This is a genomic window from Yimella radicis (assembly GCF_054778255.1).
The window spans coordinates 149,553-175,201 of the sequence record NZ_BAAGZR010000010.1 but is presented as its reverse complement, the minus strand read 5'-3'; the positions used below and the strand labels follow the sequence as shown (position 1 = coordinate 175,201).

The 25,649-nt window shown below is 66.9% G+C and carries 24 protein-coding genes; 17 read left to right on the top strand and 7 right to left on the bottom strand.

Features of this window, described 5'->3' with window-relative positions; translation table 11 throughout:
- Window positions 1-95 precede the first annotated feature (95 nt).
- Both ACYU8W_RS10290 and ACYU8W_RS10285 read right to left on the bottom strand, forming a co-directional pair.
- On the bottom strand, window positions 96-728 hold the full coding sequence (locus ACYU8W_RS10290; protein WP_499468813.1) for a response regulator: 633 nt from the start codon (window positions 726-728) through the stop codon (window positions 96-98).
- On the bottom strand, window positions 725-2,449 hold the full coding sequence (locus ACYU8W_RS10285) for a sensor histidine kinase (RefSeq protein ID WP_499468811.1): 1,725 nt from the start codon (window positions 2,447-2,449) through the stop codon (window positions 725-727). The genes ACYU8W_RS10290 and ACYU8W_RS10285 overlap by 4 nt, the downstream gene beginning before the upstream one ends.
- A gap of 199 nt (window positions 2,450-2,648) precedes the next feature.
- On the opposite strand from ACYU8W_RS10285, the gene ACYU8W_RS10280 reads away from it, so the two are divergent.
- Window positions 2,649-3,134 (top strand): hypothetical protein, encoded by a 486-nt coding sequence (locus ACYU8W_RS10280; RefSeq protein ID WP_499468809.1) that lies wholly within the window; start codon window positions 2,649-2,651, stop codon window positions 3,132-3,134.
- Window positions 3,135-3,341: 207 nt separating this feature from the next.
- Here the strand turns inward: ACYU8W_RS10280 and ACYU8W_RS10275 are convergent, their stop codons facing one another.
- Both ACYU8W_RS10275 and ACYU8W_RS10270 read right to left on the bottom strand, forming a co-directional pair.
- Complete coding sequence (locus ACYU8W_RS10275) at window positions 3,342-4,055, bottom strand: SDR family oxidoreductase (protein ID WP_499468808.1); 714 nt, start codon at window positions 4,053-4,055, stop codon at window positions 3,342-3,344.
- Window positions 4,052-4,867 (bottom strand): transglutaminase-like domain-containing protein, encoded by an 816-nt coding sequence (locus ACYU8W_RS10270; protein ID WP_129627360.1) that lies wholly within the window; start codon window positions 4,865-4,867, stop codon window positions 4,052-4,054. The genes ACYU8W_RS10275 and ACYU8W_RS10270 overlap by 4 nt, the downstream gene beginning before the upstream one ends.
- A gap of 90 nt (window positions 4,868-4,957) precedes the next feature.
- Between ACYU8W_RS10270 and ACYU8W_RS10265 the strand changes: the two genes are divergently transcribed.
- The 5 genes from ACYU8W_RS10265 (at window position 4,958) to ACYU8W_RS10245 (ending at window position 10,463) form a co-directional block, all read left to right on the top strand.
- Window positions 4,958-5,659 carry a YflT domain-containing protein gene (locus tag ACYU8W_RS10265; RefSeq protein ID WP_205744807.1) on the top strand — a complete coding sequence of 234 codons (702 nt, stop codon included), beginning with the start codon at window positions 4,958-4,960 and terminating at the stop codon, window positions 5,657-5,659.
- Between the two features lie 48 nt (window positions 5,660-5,707).
- Window positions 5,708-6,244, top strand: coding sequence for a PadR family transcriptional regulator (locus ACYU8W_RS10260; RefSeq protein ID WP_129627357.1), 537 nt, complete (start codon window positions 5,708-5,710; stop codon window positions 6,242-6,244).
- Complete coding sequence (locus ACYU8W_RS10255) at window positions 6,241-6,645, top strand: nuclear transport factor 2 family protein (protein ID WP_129627354.1); 405 nt, start codon at window positions 6,241-6,243, stop codon at window positions 6,643-6,645. The genes ACYU8W_RS10260 and ACYU8W_RS10255 overlap by 4 nt, the downstream gene beginning before the upstream one ends.
- Window positions 6,646-6,653: 8 nt before the next feature.
- Complete coding sequence (locus ACYU8W_RS10250; RefSeq protein ID WP_499468805.1) at window positions 6,654-8,696, top strand: oxidoreductase; 2,043 nt, start codon at window positions 6,654-6,656, stop codon at window positions 8,694-8,696.
- Window positions 8,697-8,768: 72 nt separating this feature from the next.
- Window positions 8,769-10,463 carry an HNH endonuclease signature motif containing protein gene (locus tag ACYU8W_RS10245; RefSeq protein ID WP_499468799.1) on the top strand — a complete coding sequence of 565 codons (1,695 nt, stop codon included), beginning with the start codon at window positions 8,769-8,771 and terminating at the stop codon, window positions 10,461-10,463.
- Here ACYU8W_RS10245 and ACYU8W_RS10240 read toward each other — a convergent pair.
- The gene (locus ACYU8W_RS10240; RefSeq protein ID WP_499468797.1) at window positions 10,382-14,515 is read right to left on the bottom strand and encodes a type VII secretion EssC family protein; all 4,134 of its coding nucleotides are present in this window, start codon (window positions 14,513-14,515) and stop codon (window positions 10,382-10,384) included. The two genes, ACYU8W_RS10245 and ACYU8W_RS10240, sit on opposite strands and share 82 nt — an antisense overlap.
- A gap of 193 nt (window positions 14,516-14,708) precedes the next feature.
- Here ACYU8W_RS10240 and ACYU8W_RS10235 point away from each other — a divergent pair, with 193 nt between their 5' ends.
- The 11 genes from ACYU8W_RS10235 to ACYU8W_RS10185 all read left to right on the top strand — a co-directional run bounded on the left by ACYU8W_RS10235 (window position 14,709) and on the right by ACYU8W_RS10185 (window position 23,899).
- Window positions 14,709-15,935 carry a TadA family conjugal transfer-associated ATPase gene (locus ACYU8W_RS10235; RefSeq protein WP_499468795.1) on the top strand — a complete coding sequence of 409 codons (1,227 nt, stop codon included), beginning with the start codon at window positions 14,709-14,711 and terminating at the stop codon, window positions 15,933-15,935.
- Window positions 15,932-16,792 (top strand): type II secretion system F family protein, encoded by an 861-nt coding sequence (locus tag ACYU8W_RS10230; protein WP_499468793.1) that lies wholly within the window; start codon window positions 15,932-15,934, stop codon window positions 16,790-16,792. Before ACYU8W_RS10235 ends, ACYU8W_RS10230 begins: the two co-directional genes overlap by 4 nt.
- Entirely contained in the window at window positions 16,789-17,712 is a 924-nt protein-coding gene (locus ACYU8W_RS10225; RefSeq protein WP_239702228.1) for a type II secretion system F family protein, read from the top strand. Before ACYU8W_RS10230 ends, ACYU8W_RS10225 begins: the two co-directional genes overlap by 4 nt.
- 40 nt (window positions 17,713-17,752) lie before the next feature.
- Window positions 17,753-17,956 (top strand): hypothetical protein, encoded by a 204-nt coding sequence (locus ACYU8W_RS10220; protein ID WP_499469103.1) that lies wholly within the window; start codon window positions 17,753-17,755, stop codon window positions 17,954-17,956.
- Window positions 17,925-18,332 carry a TadE family protein gene (locus tag ACYU8W_RS10215; RefSeq protein WP_129627333.1) on the top strand — a complete coding sequence of 136 codons (408 nt, stop codon included), beginning with the start codon at window positions 17,925-17,927 and terminating at the stop codon, window positions 18,330-18,332. Before ACYU8W_RS10220 ends, ACYU8W_RS10215 begins: the two co-directional genes overlap by 32 nt.
- Window positions 18,329-18,790, top strand: a complete 462-nt coding sequence (locus ACYU8W_RS10210) for a pilus assembly protein (RefSeq protein WP_141927827.1) — start codon at window positions 18,329-18,331, stop codon at window positions 18,788-18,790. The genes ACYU8W_RS10215 and ACYU8W_RS10210 overlap by 4 nt, the downstream gene beginning before the upstream one ends.
- Complete coding sequence (locus ACYU8W_RS10205; protein ID WP_499468790.1) at window positions 18,787-19,266, top strand: pilus assembly protein TadG-related protein; 480 nt, start codon at window positions 18,787-18,789, stop codon at window positions 19,264-19,266. The genes ACYU8W_RS10210 and ACYU8W_RS10205 overlap by 4 nt, the downstream gene beginning before the upstream one ends.
- Window positions 19,267-19,353: 87 nt before the next feature.
- Window positions 19,354-20,460 carry a peptide chain release factor 2 gene (gene prfB, locus ACYU8W_RS10200; RefSeq protein ID WP_499468788.1) on the top strand — a complete coding sequence of 369 codons (1,107 nt, stop codon included), beginning with the start codon at window positions 19,354-19,356 and terminating at the stop codon, window positions 20,458-20,460.
- A gap of 463 nt (window positions 20,461-20,923) precedes the next feature.
- Window positions 20,924-21,652 (top strand): cell division ATP-binding protein FtsE, encoded by a 729-nt coding sequence (gene ftsE, locus ACYU8W_RS10195; protein WP_499468786.1) that lies wholly within the window; start codon window positions 20,924-20,926, stop codon window positions 21,650-21,652.
- Between the two features lies 1 nt (window position 21,653).
- Window positions 21,654-22,574 carry a permease-like cell division protein FtsX gene (ftsX, locus tag ACYU8W_RS10190; RefSeq protein ID WP_499468784.1) on the top strand — a complete coding sequence of 307 codons (921 nt, stop codon included), beginning with the start codon at window positions 21,654-21,656 and terminating at the stop codon, window positions 22,572-22,574.
- Between the two features lie 26 nt (window positions 22,575-22,600).
- A complete protein-coding gene (locus tag ACYU8W_RS10185) occupies window positions 22,601-23,899 on the top strand; it encodes a peptidoglycan DD-metalloendopeptidase family protein (RefSeq protein WP_499468782.1) in 1,299 nt (432 codons plus the stop codon).
- On the opposite strand, the gene ACYU8W_RS10180 is transcribed toward ACYU8W_RS10185, so the two are convergent.
- Entirely contained in the window at window positions 23,900-25,090 is a 1,191-nt protein-coding gene (locus ACYU8W_RS10180; RefSeq protein ID WP_499468780.1) for a PQQ-dependent sugar dehydrogenase, read from the bottom strand.
- A 32-nt stretch (window positions 25,091-25,122) separates the two neighbouring features.
- Window positions 25,123-25,602, bottom strand: coding sequence for an SsrA-binding protein SmpB (gene smpB, locus ACYU8W_RS10175; RefSeq protein WP_499468778.1), 480 nt, complete (start codon window positions 25,600-25,602; stop codon window positions 25,123-25,125).
- Window positions 25,603-25,649: the final 47 nt, after the last annotated feature.

Genomic DNA, 25,649 nt, shown 5'->3' with positions numbered 1-25,649 from the left:
CCGCGGCGGACCTGGGTGCAGCAGATGCATGTTCTTGCGTGACGGCCGAGGCGGTGTGTCCGGGTGCGATACGACGGGACAATCAGGAGCGGCGGTCAGGTGCCGAGGCCACCGGCCAGGCCGAGGGCGATGGCATCCTCGCGGCTGGTGACTGCGAGCTTCGTGAGCATCGTGGAGATGCGGTTGCGGACGGTCTTGGGTGCGAGGAAGAGCCGCTCGGCGATCTGCCCCGGGCTGAAACCCTTCACGAGGAGGGTGAGGATCTCGCGGTCGCGGGCGTCGAGGGCAGCCAGGGGGTTGGTGTCCGGTAGCACTGTCGCGGCGAACACGACGGGGCCGCTCGCACCCCGCCCGAGCACGGTGGAGCCTTGTGCGGCGGAATGTATTGCTGCGCGGAGCTCGGCTGGATCGGAGTCTTTGAGCAGGTAGCCGTCGAGTCCGGCGCCGAGGCTGCGGATCACCGCACCGGGATCGGATGCCATCGTCAGCACGAGCACCCGGGTGCTTGGCCAGCGGCACTTCAGTGCGGTGCCGAGGCTGATGCCGTCGCCATCGGGCAGTTGGAGGTCGAGCACACACACGTCGGGTTCGGTCTCCAACGCGAGCGATTCGGCTTCCCGCGCGCTCGCGGCGCTGCCGACCACCGTCATCTCCGGGTCGGCTGCGATGAGCGCACTGAGTCCGGCAAGGACCACCGGGTGGTCGTCGACCACGACCACCCGGATCATCGTGCCACCGAGGGAAGGGTGAGCAGGAGCCGCGTGCCGGTCGGCAGCATCGGCTCGATCGACAGTGTTCCGCCGACCTCGGCTGCCCTGCCGCGCAGCGATTGCAGGCCGACACCGGGAACCACCGCGCCGCCGATGCCGTCGTCGGTCACGGACACCCGCAGACCGTCCGGGCCGTCATCGAAGCCGATCGAGACCTGTGCCGGGTGAGCGTGCTTGATCGCGTTGGTGATTCCCTCGGCGATCGCACGGTAGACGAGAACGGCCCTGTCGGTGTCGACCCGGTCGGGGACCTCGGTCGTCAGCGTGACGCGGGTGACGCCGTCGTTGAACGACTCGACCAGGTGAGTGATGGCGGCGTCCAGGTCGCCTTCGTGCAGCGCCACCGGCGCGAGTCCCGAGACGATCCGGCGCAGATCGGCCCGGCAGGCCGCGAGGTCGTCGGCGAGATCATCGAGCTCGGGCAGGTGGTGCGCCTCCAGCGCAGCCTGCACCCGCATGCTCATGCCGGCGAGCACAGGTCCGAGGTCGTCGTGCAGGTCGGCCAGGATGCGCGACCGTTCGAGATCGCGCTGGTGGGCGACGTCGTGGCGTGCATACTCGGCATCGATCGCCAATGTCACGGCTCGCGCAACGAGCGCGACGGTCGGAAGCAACTGACGACAGACGCGAGTCTGACGTGCCTCCAGCCCGCCTGGATGCGACGGGAGCAGCAGCATCGTGCCTACCAACTCGTCACCGACGAGCAACGGCCAGCGGACCCATCCGTCCGGCGCCGCAACGTCGTCGAGCAGCAGCCTCGTCTCGCCGACGCCGCTGGTGGCGGTCACCATCGCACCGGCCTTGGTAAGGAGCGCGCGTGGATCGGCCGCGGTCTTCAGATCGGCCGTCAGGGCGGCGATCTCGTCGGCGGAGAGTACGCCGGTTCCGTAGCGCCGGGTCAGGAACTCGCGCCGCAGCCACCACGCCGCCGGGATGTTGAGTGCCAGGGTCGCCGCCGTCGCAAAGGCTCCGAGCGCTTCGGGTCCGAAGATCTGCTCATGCCGGGCGACCGCCAGGACAACGCCACCCGCCCCGGCAGCAACCGCGATGCCGGATGCGGCGAGAGCGATGTCGACCAGCGGCTCGATGACCGGACGTGGCTCGGCCACGAATCCCGACGTCGCGACGACCAGCGCGACGACCCCGATCCCAGCCGCCGCGCAGATGCCATAGCTCTCGGCCGTTGCTGCGAACCAGGTCAGGCAGGCCACACCGAGCGCGCCTACGCAAGTCGCGACAATCCAGACCCGCCATCGCCGATCGCCGCGAGACCGGGCCTGTGGAACTGTCGCGGCCAGAATCGGCAGCACCAGCGCCGCGAGCGTCAGCGGCCCCCACTCGGCTGCGAACCGCGGCATCTGCGGCTCGCCGTGCTCGCCGCCAGGCCAGAGGTATCCGGCGCACATGACGACCATCGGGGTCGCGGCCGCCGTCACGCAGGCCCACGCGATCGGTGAGCGAGGTCGCCGATCCAACAGGACGACGCCCGCGATGCCGAGCGCGAGCCATGCGATGAGCGGCAGGGCGACACCGGCGGGTGTCCCATCGCGCGGCAACTCGGCCACCAGCGGCACGCAGCAGCCCGCAGTCAGCAGCAGCGACCCCGTAATGACGCTCGTCGGCACCGCGGACGGAGCCGGCTCCAGCGGTGTCGGCGGTGCGCTCAGGACGGTGGTCACCACACCATTGTCGTGTCTTCTCAGGCGGCAGTCACGGGTCGTCGGCACATCGGGGACGACTCCGGGACCGGCCGGGACGACTCCGGGACCGGCAGGGGTGGGCACGGCATCGACCGCAGGCCGTCGCCCGGTCGATCCTAGAAGTCCACCACCAACTGCCTCCCGGACAGACGGAATGATGAATTTCAGGAGAGTTCCCATGACCCAACCACCCCCCACCACACCCGGACGAGGAGTCGTTCCTTCCTATCGGGTCCTGCTCGGCATCGTGTTCGCCATCTGCACCGTGGGCATGGCCCTCAACCTGTTGGCCGCCATCGCCACTGATCATGTCGATGAAGGACCCCGCACCCTGCACGAGCAACTCACCGGAGTGATCGGGTTCGGCATCGGGGGCCTGACCATCTCGCTGCTGGGTGCCTGGTGGTTCTCTCGCACCGAAGAACGCGCCAAGATGGGCGCGATGATCTTCGGCGCGCTCGCCGTGCCGACGATCATCCTGTTCTTCTCCGGCACCCCCGGCATGTTCGGCGCTACCGCGGCGTTCCTCGCCGGCCTGACCCGCGACCGGACGCCTTCGGCCGGCGCGCCACGTGTCTTCGGCGTCGTCGGTCTGGTCTTCGCAATCCTGAACGTCCTCACCGTTGTGGTTGGGGTCAGCATCGCCTGGATCGTCGACCACTGATCGTCCGGCACTGCGGTGGAGGTGGCGACCAGGCGGTGGCCGCTGACCGGCATCAGTGATTGGTTCTCACTGGTCGCCTGGCCCAGCGGTGGAGTGGTCTCATGAGTACATCAGAACTGCTGGGGCCTCGTCCAAGGACGACGGGCCCGACCCCGCCAAGAAGCCGTACAAGACCGCGGGACTCGGCGACCGTCCGCGCCGGAATTCTTACGATGGTCGCCGGTTCGACGCTGCGGGCGCCGGACGAATGGAGATGGTTTCGTAGGTCGCGTCCGGCGTCGCGGTGAGCGCGGTGCGGACAGCGGTCGCCACCGATTCGGGACGCAGGAACTCCAGCGGGTCGTACGGCCGGTTCTCGGACGCGACAAGTTCGCGCTGCATGTCGGTGTCGACACGTCCGGGGTGCACGGAGCAGACGCGGATGCCGTCGGGGCGCAACTCCTCGCGCAGCACGTCCGTCAGCGCGGTGAGGGCGAACTTGGTCGCCGGGTAATGGCCGCCCTTGCCGGACGCCTTCAGGCCCGAGCCGGAGTTGATCGTGACGATCGTGCCCTCAGTGGCCCGTAGGGCCGGCAACAGCAGGCGAGTGAGGTCGGAGACTGCAATCACGTTGAGCTCGAACATTCTTCGCCAGATCTCACGCGAGGAGTCCTCGGTGCGTTGACCGCCGGCGACGCCTGCCGAGTGCACGACGGCGTCGAGGCGGTCGAGTCCCAGCGCGGCGACGGCGTCCGCCGTCGACTGTTCGTCGGCTAGGTCGCAGATGAAGGGCTGAGCAGACTCGTACGAGGCGCAGGCGGATTCGACAGCATCTCGGTCACGTCCGCCGATGATCAGGTGATGGTCGGGCGCGAGAGCGGCACACACGGCGGCGCCGATCCCTCGGGTGCCTCCGGTGACGAGCACGCTGGGGCGGGTCATTCGGTGGCCTCCTTGCTGGTGACGGTCATCAGCTGCATCCAGGGCGCTCCGTAGGTGGTCACCATCGCGACGTCGGCGGCATCGCGGCCGATACCGATGATCACGCGTCCCTTGCGTGGGCTGTCCCAGCGCGGGTCGAAGTCCCACCAACGATCGCCGAGCCACACCTGAGTCCACGCGTGGAAGTCGTACGGACGTCCGGTCGGTTCGACGTCCATCTCGCTGATGTAGCCATGCACGTACCGCGCGGGGATGTTCATCGCCCGGCAGAAAGTGATCATCAGGTGCGCGAAGTCGCGGCAGACGCCCTGGCCACTGGCGAAGGTGTCGACCGATGTCGCGGTGCTCGTGGTCGAGCCGGTCGTGTAGCTCAGCCACTGGTTGACGAAGGTGTTGATCGCTGCAACCCGCTGGTAGCCCGGCTTCATCGTGCCGAAGCGCTTCCACGCCTGGTTGCCGAGCAGATCGGGCAAGCAGTAGCGGCTGGTCAGGGTGTAGAGCAGCACGTCGTCCGGGAGGTCGGTGGGCGCCATCTCGGGGGCGTCCTCGTCCCAGGAGTCGAACGCGTCCGGAACTGTGGCCAGGGCCGAGTAGGTGAGTGTCGTGACCCCGATCGGCAGGGTGAGGCGGGTGCACGGGTTGTCGTACACGTCGCGGAAGTGGTGCAACGGGAGGTCGTCGGTGATCGTCCAGTTCTCGTCCTTGATCGACACGGTGTCGGACGGCTGCGCTGCCACCTGGAAGACGGCGGCGGTGGGCGCCAGCGAGGAGTAGCGGAAGGTGCATCCGAGTTGCAGGGTGCGAGTGGACACGACGCTCCTGTTCGTTGGATCGGGGGACCTGCTCACTCTAGGTGGGGACGACAGCGCTGCGGTGCCTCGCAGGGGTGGCACAATGCAGGCATGAGCACGCCTGGCATGCGCCCGAACAACGCCCACCTTCCGAAGCTGACCCTCGACTACCCGATGTCGCTGGGTGTCTTCAGCGAGTACGAGGAGGCGCAGCGGGCGGTCGACTACCTGTCCGACCACGAGTTCCCGGTGCAGCAGTGCATGATCGTCGGCACCGACCTCAAGCAGGTCGAGCGGATCACCGGGCGTCTGACCTGGGGACGCGTGCTGCTGGGCGGCCTGGCGTCCGGTGCCTGGCTGGGTGCGTTCGTCGGACTGATCTTCAGCCTGTTCTCCAACGAGAACGGCCTGTCGATGATCCTGTCCACGGTGCTGCTCGGTGCGCTCTTCGGAGCGTTCTGGGCGGCCATCGGTTACGCAGCAACCCGGGGCCGTCGCGACTTCACCTCGGTGTCTCAGGTGGTCGCCACGAAGTACGAGGTGCTGGTCGAGCACAAGAGCGTCAATCAGGCGCGTGAACTGCTGTCGCAGATGGGCGGCGACGCAGGCCGCGCGGCGCGGGCTGCGCAGGAAGCGACGTACGCTCCCCGTGATGCCGGTCCGCAGCGCACCTACAGCGAATCGTTGAACGACGGTCGTGGCGGGGCGACTGCGCAGCCGACGCCCGAGGGACAGCAGAGCTGGCCGGCGACCGAGCCGCGCTACGGACAGTACCAGCAGCCGCAGCAGCCGGAGACTCCGAACCAGGGCTAACTTATGCAACTCGTTGCACAACAGCGAGTTGCATAGTACTTTCGTCGCGTGGCACTGGAGCACGCGATCCTCGTCTCGCTCGCCGAACGCTCGGCGTCCGGATACGATCTCGCGCGCCGGTTCGATGCGTCCATCGGGCACTTCTGGAAGGCGAGCCACCAGCAGATCTACAAGGTGCTCGCCCGAATGGAAGCCGACGGCTGGGTGAGCACCGAACGTGTGTCCCAGGGGGCGCGTCCGGACAAGAAGGTGCACGCGATCACCGAGGCCGGGCACGCCGAACTCCTCGCCTGGTCGGCCCGTCCGACGCCCGCTGAGGCTGTGCGCAGCGAGTTCGCCGTCCGTATCCGTGCGCTGCACCTGCTAGATCGAGCGACGGTGCTGGGCGCCGTCCGGGACCGGCGGCAACAGCACGAGGACGCGCTCGCGGGCTACGAAGCCAGCCGCCGCAAGTACTTCGCCGACCCGGCTGAACTCGCCGACGACGAGATCGGCCCCTACCTCGCGCTACGAGGTGGAATCCGCTTGGAACGCAACGGTATCGACTGGTGCGACGAGATCATCGAGACATTGGAGCAGAGATGAAGAAGTTCCGCGAGGCGGCCGAGGCCCACGACTGCGACGCGATGGCCGCGCTGTTGGCCGACGACGTCCGCTTCATCAGCCCGGTGGCATTCAAGCCGTACGAGGGCAAGGCGGTCACGGCCGCGATCCTGCGTGGGGTGATGCGCGTCTTCACCGATCTGCGGTACGAGCGCGAGATCGTCGATGGCCGGCAGAGCGCACTGATCTTCCGGGCGATGGTCGGTGACACGGAGGTCAACGGCTGCGACTTCATCACCGTGGGACCGGACGGGTTGATCACCGAGTTCATGGTGATGGTCCGTCCGCTGCGCGGCGCGAATGCGCTCGCCGAGGCGATGGGCGCACAGTTCGACCAGATCCTGGCCGAGGCCGCCGCCGACATGACCGATTCACAGAAGTGAGCACACCGATGACGAACCCGCAGCAGTACCCGCACCTGCTCAGCCCGCTCGACCTCGGATTCACCGAACTGCGCAATCGCGTCGTGATGGGTTCGATGCACACCGGCATGGAGGACAAGCTCAAGGACCTGCCCAAGCTCGCGGCGTACTTCGCCGAGCGTGCTCGCGGTGGTGTCGGACTGATCGTCACCGGCGGCTACGCGCCGACCAAGCGTGGGTGGCTGCTGCCCTTCGGTAGCGAGATGACCAACGCACGGCAGGCCGCCAAGCATCAGGTCGTCACCGACGCGGTGCACGCCTACGACGGCAAGATCCTGCTGCAGGTCCTGCACGCCGGCCGCTACGGGTACACCCCGTTCAACCTTGCGCCGTCGCGCAAGAAGTCGCCGATCACGCCGTTCCGGCCGTGGGCGATGTCGACCAAGCAGGTCGACCACACGGTGTCGGCGTTCGCGAAGGCGGCGAAGCTGGCCAAGGACGCCGGCTACGACGGTGTCGAGATCATGGGGTCGGAGGGCTACCTGATCAACCAGATGCTCGCTGCCCGCACCAACGACCGCACGGACGCGTGGGGCGGCGCCGCCGAGAAGCGGATGCGCTTCCCGGTCGAAATCGTCGCTCGCACAAGGGAACTCGTCGGCGACGATTTCATCCTGCAGTACCGCATCAGCCTGCTCGACCTGGTCGACAACGCGCAGACCTGGCAGGAGACCGCCGAACTCGCCAAGAAGCTCGAGGCAGCGGGTACGACGATCCTCAACACCGGCATCGGCTGGCACGAGGCACGCGTACCGACCATCGTGACCTCGGTACCACGCGCCGCATTCGCCTGGACGACAGCGAAATTGAAGGACGAGGTCGGTATCCCTGTCGTCGCGTCCAACCGGATCAACAAGCCGGAGACCGCCGAGGAGATCATCGCGTCAGGCCAGGCCGACCTGGTGTCGATGGCACGTCCGTTGCTCGCCGACGCGGAGTTCGTGAAGAAGGCGCAGGAGGGCCGCTCCGAGGAGATCATCACCTGCATCGCCTGCAACCAGGCCTGCCTCGACCACACGTTCGCGAACAAGCGCGCCAGTTGCATGCTCAACCCCCGCTCGGGCCACGAGACCGAACTCGTGCTGCTGCCGACGCGGACCGTGAAGCACATCGCGGTCGTCGGTGCCGGCCCCGCCGGGCTTGCCGCCGCCGTGGAGCTGGCCGGGCGCGGGCACCGCGTCGAGTTGTTCGAGGAGTCTGGAGAGATCGGCGGACAGTTCAAGTTGGCCGCGAAGATCCCCGGCAAAGAGGAGTTCGTCGAGACGATCCGCTACTACGAGCACATGCTCGATCTGCGAAATGTCAAGACGCACATGGGAGTTCGCGCGAGCGTCGACGACCTGAGGCACTTCGACGAGGTCGTGCTCGCCACCGGCGTCGAGCCGCGCGTGCCATCGATCGCGGGCATCGACCACCCGAAGGTGGTCACGTACCAGCAGGTGGTCGGCGAGGGCGTCCCTGTCGGGCAGCGCGTTGCCGTGATGGGTGCCGGCGGCATCGGCTTCGACGTCAGTGAGTTCCTGCTGCACGACGTGGGGGAGAGCCTCGATCATTGGATGCAGCGGTGGGGTGTCACCGATCCCGAACAGGAGCGCGGTGGCCTTACCGACAAGGTGAAGATCACTCCGCGCCGCGAGGTGATCCTGTTGCAGCGCAAGGCTTCTGCGCACGGTAAGGGCCTGGGCAAGACCAGCGGATGGGTGCACCGCCAGACCCTCAAGGACTCCGGCGTGCAGTTCGTCGGTGGGGCTGAGTACGTGCGTGTCGACGACGACGGTCTGCACATCACCGTGCCCGTGGACCCGAAGGACGAGAAGTCCGAGCGTGAGGCGAAGGTGCTGCCCGTCGACACCGTCGTGCTGTGCACCGGGCAGGAGTCGGTGCGTGACCTGGTGCCGCTCACCGACGCCCTCGGTAAGCCGGTGCACGTCATCGGTGGCGCGGACGTCGCGGCTGAACTGGACGCGAAGCGGGCGATCAAGCAGGCGACCGAACTGGCTGCGCGGCTCTAGATTTTTCTCGCCCACAGCGGTCCCGGTTTCCGGCCAGGGGACGTTGTCGGTGGTCCCGCCTAGAGTCTTCTCATGGGCATCAGCTACGAGTTCTACGAACCGGAGTCTCCGGTGGAATTCGTTCTGCTGGAATCGATCTCGGATCAGAAGCAGCGTTTGTTGAACCAGCTTCTGAACGCTTTGGGGTCACCCGCGGAGATGCTGACGTTTGCGAACCGGATCTCCCGGGAAGCGTTCTACCGGCTTGAGACCGACGCCGTGCGCAACACCGGGTCCATCGCCACCGCTCGGCCTGTCGATGTCGATGACATGCGGCTGTTGGAGGAAGCCATCAAAGGGTCTACGCAGTTGGCGTCCACCTCGCAAGCCGTGCAGGCGATGGCCATGGCCAGGTACGCAGCGATCGATGAAGAGCTGGTCGATTCCGACACCGGGGTCACCGCGAAGGTCGAGCACGCGCTGGGTCATCAGGCGACGTTCGCCGACACCGACCTGGCGGCTGCGTGTCAGATGGCTCCCCGCACTGCCTCGAGCAAGCTGAGCAACTCCATCGATGCGTGCACCAAAACTCCCGGGTTGCTGGCTGCGGCGGTGGAAGGGGAGATCCCGTTCTGGAAGGTGTCCCTCGTTGCGTCGGAACTGGTGAACGCCTCACCCGAAACATCCCACCGGGTCGAGCAGCACCTGCTCGACACCAAAGGCTTCGACAGCTGGGGTTACCTGAAGATGAAGAGCGCCGCGCGGGCACTGGTGACCCAGTGGGAAGAAGAAGCCGCGAAGAAGACCCGCCAGAAGGAAGCCAAAGAAGCCACCGGTGTCTGGGTTCGCCCCTCCGACATTGCCGGTATGGCCGAGCTGTGCGCCGTCGGCCCGGCCGACCAGATCGCCCACATCTACGGTGCCGTGGACCAACTGGCTGATCAACGCTCGAAGAACCCACCAAAGGCCGATGACCCGGCCACAGATGCGAAGCCTACGCTCGGGCAACTGCGCCTGGGCGCGTTGCACGATCTCGTCACACAAGGTGCTGACGTCAGCTACCAGGTCGTCATCCAGGTCCCTGTCGTGCGCGAGGAACGCGAGGAACGCGAGGAACAGGCTGCGACGGCCACCAAACGTGCCACCGACGACGCGGAACACGAGCCCGAGGCGTCCGCGGACGGCGGGTCACCCCCACCCGGTCAGTCCGCCTCATCGCCCCGCGGCCCGGATACCGCTCATGATCCCACCGATGCTCCCGATTCCGAATCGTGTTCAACATCAGGCGAATCGGGAACCTCCTACTCAACGGGGTGGGCACGCATCGCCGGGATCGGGGTCATCCGGCCCGAAGTGCTCGACGCGTTGATCGACCAGTTCGGTTGCCGCCTGACCCGGGCACTGGTCGACGCCGACACCGGAGTCACGTGTGAAACCTCGACGACCGCGTACGAGCCCACGCCGCGGATCAGGGAATTCGTGCAGCAACGCGACCAGACCTGCCGGTTCCCCATGTGCACCCGCGCCGCCATCAGGTGCGACATCGACCACGTCATCGAATGGCCCCAGGGGCCCACCGTCGGGCACAACCTCGCCGCGCTCTGTCGCCACCACCATGACGCGAAGACGAAGAAGCACTGGGACTACGAGATGAGCGACGACGGAGTCTGTACCTGGACCTCCCTCACCGGCCGCACATATGTCACCTACCCGGACTCGGTGAACGACGATTCATCGCCCGGTCCGTCCGGACTCGATCGTGCGGGCGCCGCGACCTGGGCGACCTGAAGTTCGGTGAGTTCGCCGCGGTGGACCAGGAAGCCGTTGCCCGGACGCGGACGGTCGAGTTTGGGGCATCGGAGCGCGAACAGTTCACCGTCGGTGCGGCTCGGCATCAGCAGCACGCCTGTGCCGCGACGCCGCAGTTCGCCGACGAGTCCCCGGTAGTTGCCGGAGAGCTGATCGATGTCCCCCGACGCGACGACGACGGCTCCGGTGCTGCTCGCCTTGGCCGCGTAGCGGGCCAGCGACTCCTCGATCTCCGAGTCGACCAACGCACAGACGTCGTCGATCAGGAGCACGCCGGTCGGATCGCGAGCGAGCCACTCGGCCAGCTGTGTCCCGTCGTCCGGTTGGAAGACGTTGACGGGCAGGTCAGCGCGGGTGTCGGTGGAGATCCAGCAGGTAGGACGCCCGTGCAACTGTTCGGCAACCGTGAGGAGGGTTGTGGTGCGTCCGCTGCGGGGTGGTCCCGCGATGATCGCGACCAGATCATCGAGTCGTCCGAGGGGGAGTGCGACCGTGCCCTCGGCGCCGGCTCCGACGGCGATTCCCTGAGACGGAGCCAGGTCGGTGACAGGCACTGCGGTCGGGACCGCATCGATGCGGTGAATGCCGGTCGGCACGAAGCATGCAGGCAGCTCGGCAGGAAGCGTGATCTGCAGTTCTGTCCCGTCCGGCACCGTCAGACCGCGCCCGGGTGGCATGTCTGAGGGGATGCAATCGCGAGGGACCCCGATCGCCGCGAGATCGTCCTTGTCGGCCATCGCCAGTGCGATCTGGGAACGAAACAGTGACAAAGAGCGGCTGGTCAGCAATCCGCGTCCCCCGGTCGCCAACACGTGCACGTCGGCGGATGAACCGTCGCGCAGGATCGTGGTCGCCAGGTCCATGAGGCGGAAGAGCGCCGCGTCGTCGGCGAGATCGTCGAGCACGTCCCAGCCGTCGATCACCAGGATCAGCCGCTGACGCCCCCGCTCAGGATGTCGTCGACGGTCGGCGATCTCGTTGGTGACGTACTCCAGTACGCGTTCGACGCGACTCGGTTCATCCGGGCTGACGACGGCTCCCACGCGCGAATGGCTGCCCAGATCGGCCAACGACCGCCCGAGATCGAGGATGTAGACGTGCGGGGCGTCGTCCTGGGAGAGGGCCTCGGCCAACAGGGTGCGGACTGCCGTCGATCGTCCGCTGCGCGGACCACCGACGATCGCAAGGTGCTGATCGGTCGGCGGCGACCACACCATGGCCGGCTGATCCTGTCGGTGCGGGCGATCGGCGAGGCCGAATCGGTAGCCCGCTGATTCTGCGCCGCAGACGGTCACTGAGTCGCGTCCGTCGAGGGTCCGTCGTGTCACTGCGTCCGGCAGTGGCGGGAGCCACGGAGGCGGCGAAGCGGTGATCCGGAGGTGTTCTGCGCAATCCGTGAGCAGGGGCGCGAGCCGGGTGAGGATCGACTCGTCTTCGGTTCCGCGGTGCTGGGTAGGTCGACCGAACTCACCCACCGAGATGCTGTCGCGCCGTAGCGCGGGCACTGTGACTCGCGCGCTCTGGAACAGCTGGGACTCACCACCGCCGCAGCGCAGGTATCCCCGTCCGGGGGACGACGCCGGGATTCGGGCGGCGTCCATGGTGTCGATGACGTCCTGGGAGTCGCCGTCGTCACGCACCCGCAGCGCGATGCGCAGGTTGACGTTGGCTCTGATGTCGGCCGACACGATGCCGGCCGGACGCTGTGTCGCCAGCACCAGGTGCACACCCAACGATCGCCCCACGGTCGCCAGTCTCACCAGACCGTCGACGAAGTCAGGCAATTCCTCTGCCAGCACGCGGAATTCGTCGATGATGAGGCACAAGCGCGCAATGGTCGGGGCGCTCGGATCGCGGTGATAGTCGTCCAGGTCCTTCGCGCCGGCTGCAGCAAGCAATCGTTCACGGCGCTGGAGCTCGGCCTGCAGAGACACGAGTGCGCGCTCGGTGAGATGCCCGTCAAGATCGGTCACCAGCCCCACTGTGTGGGGCAGCCGAGCGCACTCGCGAAAAGCTGCGCCGCCCTTGTAATCGATGAGGACGAAGTTGAGTGCATTCGGACGGTTGGCGGCAGCCAGCGAAGCGATGAGCGTCTGCAACAGTTCCGACTTGCCCGCGCCGGTCGTGCCGGCGAGTAGCGCGTGCGGTCCGTCGACCACCAGGTCGGTGACTGCCGGTCCTGACGCCGTGGCACCGAGGACGGCGGACATCACCGGTCGACGGGGCCAGTTCGATTGAAGCGCAGCGAGATCGAGCAGGTCTGTGCCCAGGTGCGAGCGCCATACCTCGTCCAGTCCGACCTGTGTCGGTGGAGTGCCGTTGACATCGATCGACGAGATGTCGTGTGCGGGGGCGAGGAGCCTCGCCGAACGATCGAGCAGTCCGGTGGCCGGCAGATCCGGGACACAGTCGGTGACGTCATCGGCGAGCACCGTCGTCCGTGTCGAGGAGTGCAACCGGACGACCGGATGGGCTCGGTCGGGCAACTCGGTCTCGCTCTCGCCGAACGCGACGACGCTGCAACGGTAACGCTTCGGATCGCCGATGATTTCGGTCAATGCCTTTGCAGCGCAGGTGAACTCCGCGTCAAGAAGGATGAGCAGCAGACTCGGCGGATCCTGTGAACGATCGTCCGGGGAGCAGACCGGAAGGCTTCGGACGAAGTCGGCGAGGGCGTCCGGATGGTCGAGGTCGAACAACGCCGCGGGACGGTCGAGCACGGGTCGCAGGTGGGGGAGCCAACCCAGCTCGGTCTCATCGAGCCGGCGGTGGCTGACGACTGCGATCCGCAGGTGCGCCGGTGAGTGCCAGGCCACGGCCTGGACCAGCAGGCTCTCGAAAGCACGTCGATGGTCGTGACCGGCCACGCCGATGACGCGGTGCGCCGCGAGATCGACCGTCACGGGCGCGTCCGGCAGCGGCACCCGCTCGTCCTCGGCGCTCTCGCGTACCACGGTCAGCCCGGAGGCGATGGTTCCGCGACCGATTCGCCAGTGCAGGTACCCGTACTCGGCCGGGTGACGGTGCCACAATCGCCGGTCGAGGGTCTCGATGGTGCGGAATGCATCGCTGAGACCTGGGAGCGCGCGGATTCTGACCGCCTGCTCGGCCAGCAGCGTGCGGGCGACCCGCTCACGATGACGTTGCAGGGCCTTGTTGTAGTCATCGATGTCTCGTCCGCGAGATCGTCGTCCGTCGCGCTTGTCCGACAGGTGCTGGGCGAGCATCAGCACAGGACTGAAAAGGGCGAAGGCGAGGAACATCATCGTCTTCATCCACCACGCGAGGCCGACACCGATCACGAGCGGGAGCAGGATCACGATCCACGGCATCGTGCGTCGATCCGGACGTCGCGGGCGGGTCGGGGCGACCAGCCGCACCTGCGGTGGTGGGGCGGAACGCGTCGGCGGACGCCGAACCGGCACCCTCGCGTCCTGAACCGGGCGTCGCCCTGCAGGTGGTGCGCTGAGTGTGAGCGTGGAGTTGCCGACCCTCAGTTCGTCACCGACGCGCAGCTCCGACCCCGATGCGAACGCACCGATCTTCCGGCCGCCGATCTGCGTACCGTTCGTCGAATCGAGATCACGGAGGGTGACCCGACCGGCGTCCAGGGCCACCGCGCAGTGCAGTCGCGACACGTCCGGGTCGTCGAGAGGAAAGACCGCAGGTTCAACCCTGCCGATCGTCAGCGGCCGGCGGTCGAGCCAACGTCGCGCGCCGACCTGCGGGCCGTGGATGCATTCAAGGGCCAGCAGTCCATGAGGCGTTGCTGCGGTGGGTCGGAACGACAGGACCGAACCATGTGCGATGTGGCCGATGAGGAAATCGTCGGTGAGTTCGTCCCGTCCGATCCACACCCGGCTCGGCACCGGACAACCCGACGAGATCATGGCGGTCCGGACCTCTGCCCACGTCGAGTCGGGCGCCGCCGCGATTCGCACGTCGTGGACGGTCGCCTCCGCACCCACGATGCTCAGGGCCAGTTCGATCCGTCGGATGCTCGAGGACTCAGCTCGTTGCAGGTGTGCCATGGGCGCGGAGTATCGCCCGAGACGGGGTTCGCTGCCGGTGGGCCTGTGGATAAGTGCTCGAAGGTCAACAGATGGTCAAGAACACGCCAGCCGGACCCCAAATTTTGTGGATGAGTGTTCCGGTCCGGCTGCGGAGCGCGTTTCATGTGCTTCATGCCGCCGGTAGGTGCCGAGCGGCAGGAAGGCAAGGGGCATGAACGGTATCCAGGTCATCGAGGGCGAAGTCCGCGAACTCATTCGTCGACGTCGCCTCGACCCGGTCGGGGACCGTGCCTCGCTGCACTCGCTCGTGCACGACGTCGTTCAGGACTACGAGGAGCGCACGCTGCACGGTGGGCTCGAGCCGCTCGGTGACCGTGATGTCGCCACACGCAGTGTGCTCGATTCCGTCCTTGGTTTCGGGGCACTGCAGCAGTACCTCGACGACCCGACGATCGAGGAGATCTGGCTGAACGATCCGAACCGGGTATTCGTGGCGCGACACGGCGTATCCGAGCTCACCCCGACGATCCTGACAGAGCACGACGTCCGCAATCTGGTCGAGCGGATGCTCGAGCCGTCCGGTCGACGGGTCGACCTTTCCTCACCGTTCGTGGACGCAACCTTGCCGGACGGGTCCCGGCTGCACGTCGCGATTCCGGATGTGACCCCGGGCCGCTGGTACATCAACATCCGAAAGTTCGTCGCCAGAGCACACTCGTTGGACGATCTGGTCACGCTGGGTTCACTCAACCGGCACGCAGCCCAGTTCCTGCGAGCCGCCGTCACCAGTGGCCTCAACATCCTGGTGACCGGAGGTACGCAAGCCGGCAAGACGACGATGCTCAACTGTCTGGCAGCCGCGATCCCACCCACCGAGCGGGTGGTGTCCTGCGAGGAAGTCTTCGAGCTGAAGCTCAATCTGCGTGACTGGGCAGCGCTGCAATGCCGCCAACCGAGTCTCGAGGGCACCGGGGAGATCCCGCTGCGGCGCCTGGTCAAGGAAGCGCTGCGAATGCGACCCTCCCGGATCATCGTCGGTGAGGTGCGCCAGGAGGAGAGCCTCGACCTGCTGATCGCAATGAACAGCGGTTTACCCGGCATGGCGAGCTTGCACGCGAACTCCGCACGCGAGGCACTGGTGAAGATGTGCACGCTGCCGCTGCTTGCCGGACCGAATGTGGGTTCGCAGTTCGTGATGCCGACTGTCGCCAGCTCGATCGACTTGATCGTGCACGTCGGGCTCGAACGCGACGGGAAGCGTGCTGTTCGGGAGATCGCAGCGGTACCAGGGCGATTCGAGGGAAGCGTCATCGAATTGGCCGAGTTGTTCGTACGGCGTGACGGGGAACTGGTGCGGGGCGAGGGATTCCCGCCGCACGAGGAACGTTTCGCGCGCGCAGGGTACGACGTCGCCGACCTCTTGGGGGACCGACGATGATCCCGGTCGTCAGTGTCTTGTTCGGCCTGGGCGTCTTCTGCATCTACTGGTCCTTCTGGCCGCGTATGCAAGCCAAGCCGAAGTCCAAGGTCACCGCCGCCGACCGGTTGCGCAGCGACCTTGCGGTCAGCGGCGTTCGCGGATTCTCCCTGCCGATGCTCACCTTCATCTGCGTCGGAAGTGCGCTGCTGGTGTTCCTGGTCGCCATGGCGGCCACCGGGGTGATTCCGGTGGCACTCTGCTTCGCCGTCCTCGCCGGCTACGGCCCGATCGCGCTCGTCCGTAGCCAGGCACACAAACGGCGGCACAACCGCCGTGAACTCTGGCCGGACGCGGTCGATCACATTGCCTCTGCGGTCCGCGCCGGGCTTGCCCTGCCCGAAGCGTTGGCGCAGTTGGCGATTCGCGGACCGGAGGAGCTGCGACCGGCGTTCGCACAATTTGCCCAGGAGTATCGAACCTCGGGTGACTTCCAGCGGTGCCTGGACGATCTCAAGCAGCGCCTCGCCGACCCGGTGGCCGACCGACTGGTCGAATCGCTGCGGCTGGCACGCGAGGTAGGAGGCACCGACCTCGGGCGACTGCTGCGCACCCTGTCGACCTTCCTGCGCGACGATGCGCGCACCCGCGCTGAGTTGGAGGCGCGGCAGTCCTGGACTGTGAACGCCGCTCGACTGGCACTCGTGGCGCCGTGGTTGGTGCTGCTGATGTTGGCCACGCGCGGCAGCAGCCTGCAGGCATACAGCAGCGGTACAGGGGTGGCGATCCTGACGATCGGTGGCCTGGTGTCGTTCGCTGCCTACCGGATCATGCGTCGGATCGGCCGGCTGCCCAGTGAGATCCGGGTGATGGCATGACCGCCAACCTCGGGTGGATCGGTGCCCTGTGCGGACTGGTGGCGGCCGCCGGACTGCTGTTGCTGTGGCAGGGCCTGCCGATGCGCCGACGGTTGACATTGTCCGACCGGATCGCACCCTACGTCGCCGAGCGGCCACGTCCCTCCAAGTACCTCGGCGGCCCCATCGCGTCCGACCAACTGTGGAACTCCTTGCTACGCAAGGCCGGTGGTGTCGTCGACTCCGTGCTGGGCGGAAGTGTCTCGGTGCGTCGCCGGCTCGAACGAGCAGGCAGCAACGCGTCCGTGGAGGACTTCCGGGCTGAGCAGGCGATGTACGGCTGTGTCGCGGCGCTCGCCGCCACCGGCTGGGTGTCCTTGCGGATGGCGTCCGGATCGCAGTCGCCGGTGACCGCAGTGCTGCTGGTGCTCATCGCCTCGGGTGCAGGAGTCGTCCTGCGTGACCAGCTTCTCACTCGAGCAGCTGAGAAGCGCGACCGCCAGATCCTGGCCGAATTTCCCGCAGTCGCAGAACTCCTGGCGCTCGCCGTCACTGCTGGCGAAGGTGCGGCGGCTGCTCTGGAACGTGTGGCTCGCCTGTCGAAGGGGGAGCTGTCGAGCGAACTGCGCCGGTGTCTCATCGACGCACGTGCCGGCGCCAGCCTGCCGGAAGCGTTGCAGGGTCTCGCCGACCGCACCGGGCTCGCCAGCCTGGCTCGGTTCGTCGACGGCATCGTGGTCGCTCTCGAACGCGGAACACCCCTCGCTGACGTGATGCGTGCGCAGGCGCAGGACGCGCGTGACGCCGCCAAGCAGGAACTCATCGAACTGGGTGGCCGGCGGGAACTGGCGATGATGGTTCCGGTGGTGTTCCTCGTCCTGCCGGTGACCATCCTCTTCGCGGTCTGGCCAGGGCTGTCCGCGCTCAAACTCACGATGTGAATTGCATTGTGTCTCAAGGGAAAACACGGAGGTATGAACAATGAGCGTTCTGCAGAGGATGTCCGACCGGATGCTGCGCCGAGTGGTCGAGCTGCGCGTCGAGGGTGAGCGCGGCGACGTGCCGGGCTGGGTTCTGATCACCTTGATGACCGCAGGACTGGTCACCGCGATCTGGCAGTTCGCCCAGCCTCAGCTCACCAGCTTGTTCGACAATGCCATCCACGGCGTCAACGGCGGCAAATGAGTCCGATCGCGAACGGGGCAGCGCCGTCGCGGAGTTCGCGATGGTCGGATCCTTACTGGTCGTGCTCTTCCTCGGTGCGTTCCAGGTGGGGTTCGCCTTGTTCGTGCGCAACTCTTTGACGGCGTACGCCGTCGAGGGTGCCCGTTACGGTGCTCGGGCCGACTCGACACCGGCTGCCGGTGCCGATCGAACCCGTGGCCTGATCGATCAAGCTTTGGACGACCGGTTCTCCGGCGACGTGAGTGCAAGTGAGACGACCGAAGGCGGTGCGCGCGTCGTCGTGATCAAGGTGCGTGCGCAACTTCCGGTGCTCGGGCCTTTCGGTCCACCAGGCGGGCTCGAAGTGTCCGGGCGGGCGTACGCGGAGGCGCAATGAGGCATGCTCTGAGCACGCTGGTCGAGCGGATACGCGTTCGATTGCGGGAACCCGAACGCGGCAGCGCCGTGCTGGAGTTCCTCGTCGTCGGTGTGCTGCTCACACTGCCGGTCTTCTATCTGGTCATCACCTTGTCCAGGATGCAGGCCGGGGCCTACGCGGTCTCCGGGGCGGCGCGCGAAGCCGGCCGCATGTACGTCACCGCCTCGGACGACGCGAGCGCGGCCGGACGCGCCGATGCAGGGGCGGCGTTGGTGTTCGCCGATCATGGTCTGAGCGGCGATATGACGGTCGCCTGCTCAGCATCGCCGTGCCTGACCCGTGGCGCCCAGGTCACCGTGCGCACCGCTGTTGACGTCGATCTCCCGTTGGTGCCCGATTTCCTCGGGGCAGTGGTTCCCACCTCCGTGCGCATGACCAGCACTCACGTCGAATCGGTAGGGAAGTACCGCGAATGAGGTGGCTCGTGCGCGCGCTCGTCACCCGTCTGCAGCGAGACCCCGAAGGCGGACGCATCCTCGTCCTCGCGGCCGGACTGTTCGCGATACTCGGCCTCCTTGTCGTGGGTGGCATCGACGTCACGGCAGTTCAGTTGGCCAAGATGCGGGTGCTGAACGCAGCCGACTCCGCGGCCCTCGAAGCGGCCGACAGCGTGGACGAAGGATCGGTGTACCGGGGCGGGCTGGCGGGAGGAGTGCCACTGACCGACGCACGAGTGGGCCAAACAGCGCAGGGAAGCCTGTCCCGGCAGGAGGTGCCGACGAATGTCCAGGCCTGGCAGGTGGTGAACGGTTCGGCACCGGGCAACAACACGGCCGTCGTACGCGTCCAGGCACTCGTCCGGCCGCCGATCACCGGGGGCTTCCTGTCGTTCCTCGGCACCGAGGTATCGGTGACCGTCGAGTCACGAGCACGTTCCATCGTCCGACCGTGAGTGCCGAACCCACTGGGTCTGCCACGTGGGCTCGGCGCGCATCAGTAGGTTCGGCAAGTGCGCGGCACTGCCGTAGGCTTGCCGACTGTGGCTGTTGATTTTGCGGTGGAACTGAAGGAACTTCGCGCGACGATGAAGTCGGTGAGCGACGTGACCGACATGGGCGCGCTCCGGGCTCAGATCACCGACCTCGAGGAGCAGTCCGGCGCCCCCGATCTGTGGGACGACCCCGACAAGGCGCAGCAGGTGACCAGCGCTCTCTCGCGCGCCAACTCCGAGATCGAGCGCATCGAGACCATGGACCAGCGCATCGACGACCTCGAGGTGCTGGTCGAGATGGCCGCCGAGGAGAACGACGCCGACACCCTCGCCGAAGCCGAGCGTGAGCTGATCTCGATCCGCAAGGCCGTCGGCGAACTCGAAGTGCGCACCCTGTTGAACGGCGAATGGGACCAGCGCGAGGCCGTCGTCACGATCCGCGCCGGAGCGGGTGGTGTCGACGCCGCTGACTTCGCCGAGATGCTCATGCGCATGTACCTGCGCTGGGCCGAGCGTCACGGCTACCCGACCAAGGTGATGGACACCAGCTACGCCGAGGAGGCCGGCCTGAAGTCGGCCACCTTCGAGGTCAACGTGCCCTACGCGTACGGCCACATGTCGGTCGAGGCCGGCACCCACCGCCTGGTGCGGATCAGCCCGTTCGACAACCAGGGCCGACGCCAGACCAGCTTCGCCGCGGTCGAGGTGATCCCGCTGATCGAGCAGACCGACTCGATCGAGATCCCCGAGAACGAGCTCAAGATCGATGTCTTCCGCTCCAGCGGCCCCGGCGGCCAGAGCGTCAACACCACCGACTCGGCGGTGCGCATGACGCACATCCCGACCGGTGTGGTCGTCTCGATGCAGAACGAGAAGAGCCAGATCCAGAACCGCGCCGCCGCCCTGCGCGTCATGCAGTCCCGACTGCTGTTGCTCAAGCGTCAGGAGGAGGCCGCACAGCGCAAGGAACTGGCGGGCGACTCCACCGCGAGCTGGGGTGACCAGATGCGCTCGTACGTGCTGAACCCGTACCAGATGGTCAAGGACCTGCGCACCGAGCAGGAGACCGGCAACACCTCGGCGGTCTTCGACGGCGAGATCGACGCTTTCATCGAGGCCGGCATCCGCTGGAAGCGCACCGGCGAAAAAGACTGACGCACAGCGTTTTTCGCGAGTGATTGCACGACAATCGGCTCGGACATCGATGGATGTCCGAGCCGATCCCCCTTGCACTCGGCGATGAACGACGCTGAGTCCGCCTCGCTCCGCGGCAGGCACGCGTCGGCGGGCACCACTGGCTGGGTCGCGCCGGTCGCCACCGAACGAACGGTCATGCCACCGCCGGTGTGGCCCGCGGTAATCAACCGAGTGCCGGACGGATTCACGAACACGCACCCCCGGCGTAGGCGAATCGAGCCGTGGCCACGCCGGACGCGGTTCGGCCGCCACCATGGGTAGACCTGCCCATGCGTCAGGACCATGCCGCAGCGCCATTTGGCCGGGCGTCCGGCGTGCCGTCCGGGGTCGGACGCTACCGCGGCGTACGGTGGCGATGCCTCGGCGAGCATCTCGCTGCGGCCGCACCATCCGACCGACGTGAGGCCTTGCTCGAACCCGCATGATCACCTTCGAGAACGTCACCAAGCGGTACGCAGGCAGCGCCGAACCGGCGTTGTCCGATGTTTCGATCGACGTGGGGCGCGGCGACTTCGCCTTCCTCATCGGGACCTCCGGCTCCGGCAAGTCGACGATGCTGCAGTTGATGACCCGCCAGATCACTGCCTCCCAGGGCGCGATCCTGGTCGCGGGCCGCGACCTGCGTACGTTGCCCGACCGGCACGTGCCGCCACTGCGCCGGGACATCGGCGTCGTCTTCCAGGATTTCCGTCTGCTGGAGAACAAGACCGTCGCGCAGAACGTCGCGTTCGCTCTGCAGGTGCTCGGCACCAAGCGGCACCGGATCAAGCAGATGGTGCCCGAGATCCTCGAACTGGTCTCGCTGGACGGCTTGGCCAAACGGCGCCCGCACGAGTTGTCCGGCGGCGAGCAGCAGCGCGTCGCGATCGCGCGCGCGATGGTGAAGAAGCCCCAGATCCTGCTGGCCGACGAACCGACCGGCAACCTCGACCCCGACACCAGCACCGAGATCGTGAAGGTGCTGGAACGGATCAACAAGACCGGGACGACCGTCGTGGTCGCCACCCACGACGAGCGCATCGTCGATCTGTTCCGCAAGCGGGTCATCGAACTGCACAACGGAGAACTCGTGCGCGACGAACAACTCGGCAGCTACCTGGCCGAACCTCAGCCGGACGAACGGCGTGGGCGCGGACGGTTGGTGGACTGAGGTGCGACTGCGTTTCATGCTCGGCGAGGTCGGTGGGGGCCTGCGCCGCAACATGTCGATGATCATCTCCGTCGTGCTGGTCACGATGGTGTCGATGTTCTTCCTCGGTCTCGGTCTGCTTGCCCAGAAGCAGGTCACGATGGCCAAGGGGTACTGGTACGACAAGGTCGAGGTCTCGATCTTCATGTGCACCAAGGACTCCTCGGCGGCCGCCTCGTGCGTCGACGGCGCGGTGACGCCGGCTCAACGCGACCAGGTCAAGCGAGACCTGGAGAGCATGAAGCCTTTGGTGGAGGAGATCCACTACGAGTCCGCCGCCCAGGCCTACGAACGGTTCAAGCAGCAGTTCAAGAACAGCCCGTACCTCAGTGACGTCGGCCCGGACTCGATGCCCGCGTCCTTCCGGGTGAAGCTGTCCGACCCCAACCGTTACGCCGAGGTGGTGGCTGCCATCGACGGATCGCCCGGGGTGGAGGCGATCACCGACCAGCGCAAGGTGCTCGACACCTTCTTCAAGCTGCTCGGTGTGCTCAGCGTCGCAGCCGTCGGTCTCGCGGCGCTGATGGTGCTGTGCTCGATCCTGCTGATCAGTACGACGGTGCGACAAGTGGCGTTCAGCAGACGGCGCGAGGTCGAGATCATGCGCCTGGTCGGCGCCTCGGCCACGACCATTTACCTGCCGTTCATCATCGAGGTGGTCCTGGCTGCTCTAGTTGGTGCCGTGCTGGCCGGGGTGGCGCTGTGGCTGCTGGTCGTCAAGGGCGTGGCCGATCTGTTTTCGGCCGAGGGTCGCGGGGGTGACGTTATTGCGCTCATCGGTGCGGACGAGGTGTGGCAGGTCCTACCCTGGTTGGTGGGTGGAGCCGTCGTGTTGTCCATCCTCGTCTCATGGTTGAGCCTGCGCCGTGTGGTGAGGGTGTAGGTGTGACGCAGAAAGGCACAAGCGACGTGGAGCGAACTGAACGAGGTCTGCGCCCGACCCTGCGACGCGGTGCAGCCATCGCGGCACTGATGATGCTCGTTCCCGGCGGGGCAAACGCGGCAGCGGACGATCCCGGCGACCAGAAGGCCAAGATCGACCGGCAGATCATCGCGACGGCCGGCGGGCTCGACGCCGTGAGTCGTCAGTTGATCGCGGCCTCGGACGCGCTGCGTCGCACCGACGGCCTGCTGGCGAAGGCACGTACCGACCTGGGCACCAAGCAGAAGGCGCTCACCGGCGCCGAGAACCACCTCAAGGGTGTCAACAGCCAGCTCAAGATCGCGCAGTCCGAGGAGCGTCGGGCCCGCGGTGACCTGACCACGATCAACACCAATCAGGTCAGGACCAAACGTCTGGTGGGTGGTGTGGCGCGGCAGAGCTACATGACCGGTGGTCTGGGGTCCTTCGACCTCACGCTGCAGATCCTGATGAGTCGCAAGAACCCGTCGGAGACGATGTCACTGGCCGACATCGTGATGCGCCAGCAGAACGGCGTCCTGACGAGCCTGGCGGGGGAGAAGGCGTCCAAGACCGCTGCGATCAACCGGCTCGGTGCTGCCAGCCGGCGAGTCGCCCGGCTGAAGGTGCAGGCCGGCACCGCGGTGACCGCGGCGACGACTGCTCGCAACAACGCGCGGTCCGCTAAGGCCCGCCTGGAGTCACTGCGACGCACCCAGATCACCCAGCGCGACTCCCTCGAACGGCAGCGCAAGGCCGACCTGAAGCTCCTGGCCTGGCAGAAGGGCGAGTCCTCCCGCCTGGGCCGGGTGCTGGCCTCGCGCGCCGCAGCCCGCGCGAAGGCGGCCCGGCAGGCACGCATGGCCGTGCCGCCACCGGCCGCTTCGCCGCGTGCGCCCAGCCGCGGCAGCGGCTTCCTCGAGCCGCCCGCGTCACCGAGTTCGATCGTGTCCGAGTTCGGCATGCGTAACAACCCGGTGCTGAAGGTATGGATGCTGCACGCCGGCGTCGACTGGGCCCTGGCCTGCGGGACGCCGGTGTACGCGTCCGCCGCCGGCGAGGTGGTCACCGCGACCTACAACAGCGTGGCCGGCAACTACGTGGTCGTCGACCACGGGTTCGTCCGTGGGGTCAACCTCGCCACGATGTACGAGCACCTGTCGGCCTTCGCCGTCCGTGGCGGCACGGTGAAGAAGGGTCAGCTGGTGGGGTACGTCGGCACCACGGGTCGGTCCACCGGTTGTCACCTGCACTACACGACGTTGAATGACGGACAGGCCGTCGACCCGCGCAGCTGGATCGGCTGATCAGCCGGCGCTGATCCGCAGGACGCGGTCGTCGCTGCCGTTGCTGGTGGTCACGTACAACGCGCCGTCCGGACCCTGACGGGCTGCACGAAGGCGTCCGTACGCCTCGTTCACCGGCTTCGGGGCCTGTGTCGAGACCACCCTGGTCCCCGATGAATCAAGTTGCAACACAAGGAGTTTCGAACCTTTGAGCGCCGTCGTGACGAGTGCGCCGTCCCAGTTCTTCCATTGCTTGCCGGTCAGGAAGGTCGCCGCACAGATCGCCTCTGTCATGTCGCCGGACGACCACACGGCCGGCACCGCGTCGGGGAAGCGGTCGGTGTCGGTCATCGACACCGACTCGTCGTAGTCGTCCTGGCTACCGCCCTTGCTGGGGTCCCAGCCGTAGTTGGCGCCCTTGCGCAGCAAATTGATCTCGTCGTTCTTGTCGGGTCCGTGTTCGGCGACGTACACCCGTGACCCGCGTACGGCCACGCCCTGGACGTTGCGGTGACCGTACGTCCACACCAGACGCTCGCCGGCATTCGAGGAGGACGCATACGGGTTGTCCGCAGGCGCTCCGCCGGTGCGTGGATCGATCCGCAGCACCTTCCCGCCGAGGCTCGAGCGGTCCTGCGGCACAGCGGCATCCGCCGTATCTCCGGTGCCGACGTACAACATGCCGTCCGTGCCGTAGTCCATTCGGCAGCCCGAGTGACGTCCGCTGCCGGCAACAGGGAGCCCGGTCAACAGATCGCGGACGCGGTCAGCACTGCGACCGTCCGGCGAGAGTTTCCGCACGACGAGACGGATGTCGACCTCGCGGTGGGTTTCACAGGTGAGGAACTGACGCGATGTCGCGAAGTCCGGCATCAGCACCAGACCCATCAGACCACCCTCGCCGCGTGCGTTCAGAGAGTCGAGGTCGGCAGCGACGGGTGTGCGCTGTGCCCCGGGCCGCGTCGAGGACAGCAGGGACAGGCCGCCCGAACGTTCGGTCACCAACATCTGGCCGCTCGGCAGGAACGCAAGATCCCAGGGGTTCTCCAGCCCGCCGGCGACCGGCCGGACGGTGAGCCTGGGGGAGTCGGAGCCTGCCGCTGTGGTCGACGGCGCGGTCGACGGTGAGGACCCGCCAGAGCCTGAGGGTGAGGATTCGCCGGTGCCGGGTGGCCCCGAGGTGCAGCTCGCGAGCAGGAGCGCGGCCACCATGACCGTTCCTGCCGTGCGCCTTTTCATCGCGCCTACCTGCGACCGCGCTTGAACGCGTTCGACATCGCCCGCTCGGCTTCGCGGTTGTCCTGCCGTTCGCGCAGCGACTGCCGCTTGTCGCGCAGCTTCTTGCCCTTCGCAAGGCCGATCTCGACCTTCGCCTTGCCGTCGAGGAAGTACAGCGACAGCGGGATGAGCGTGTGCCCGGACTCGCGCGACTTGGCGATCAGCTTGTCGATCTCGGCGCGGTGCATCAGCAGCTTGCGGCGGCGCTTGGCCGAGTGGTTGGTCCAGGTGCCCTGCAGGTATTCGGGAATGGTGACGTTCTCCAACCACAGTTCGCCGTTGCGTTCGCCGGCGAAACCGTCGGTGAGGTTGGCGCGCCCCATGCGCAGGCTCTTCACCTCGGTGCCCATGAGGACCAGGCCGGCCTCGACCGTCTCCTCGATGAGGTAGTCGTGGCGCGCCTTCTTGTTGTTGGCGATGATCTTCTTGCCGGCTTCACGGGGCATACCGAGAAGGATACGTGCCGAAACGGGTGCAGCCCCACCGAATTGTC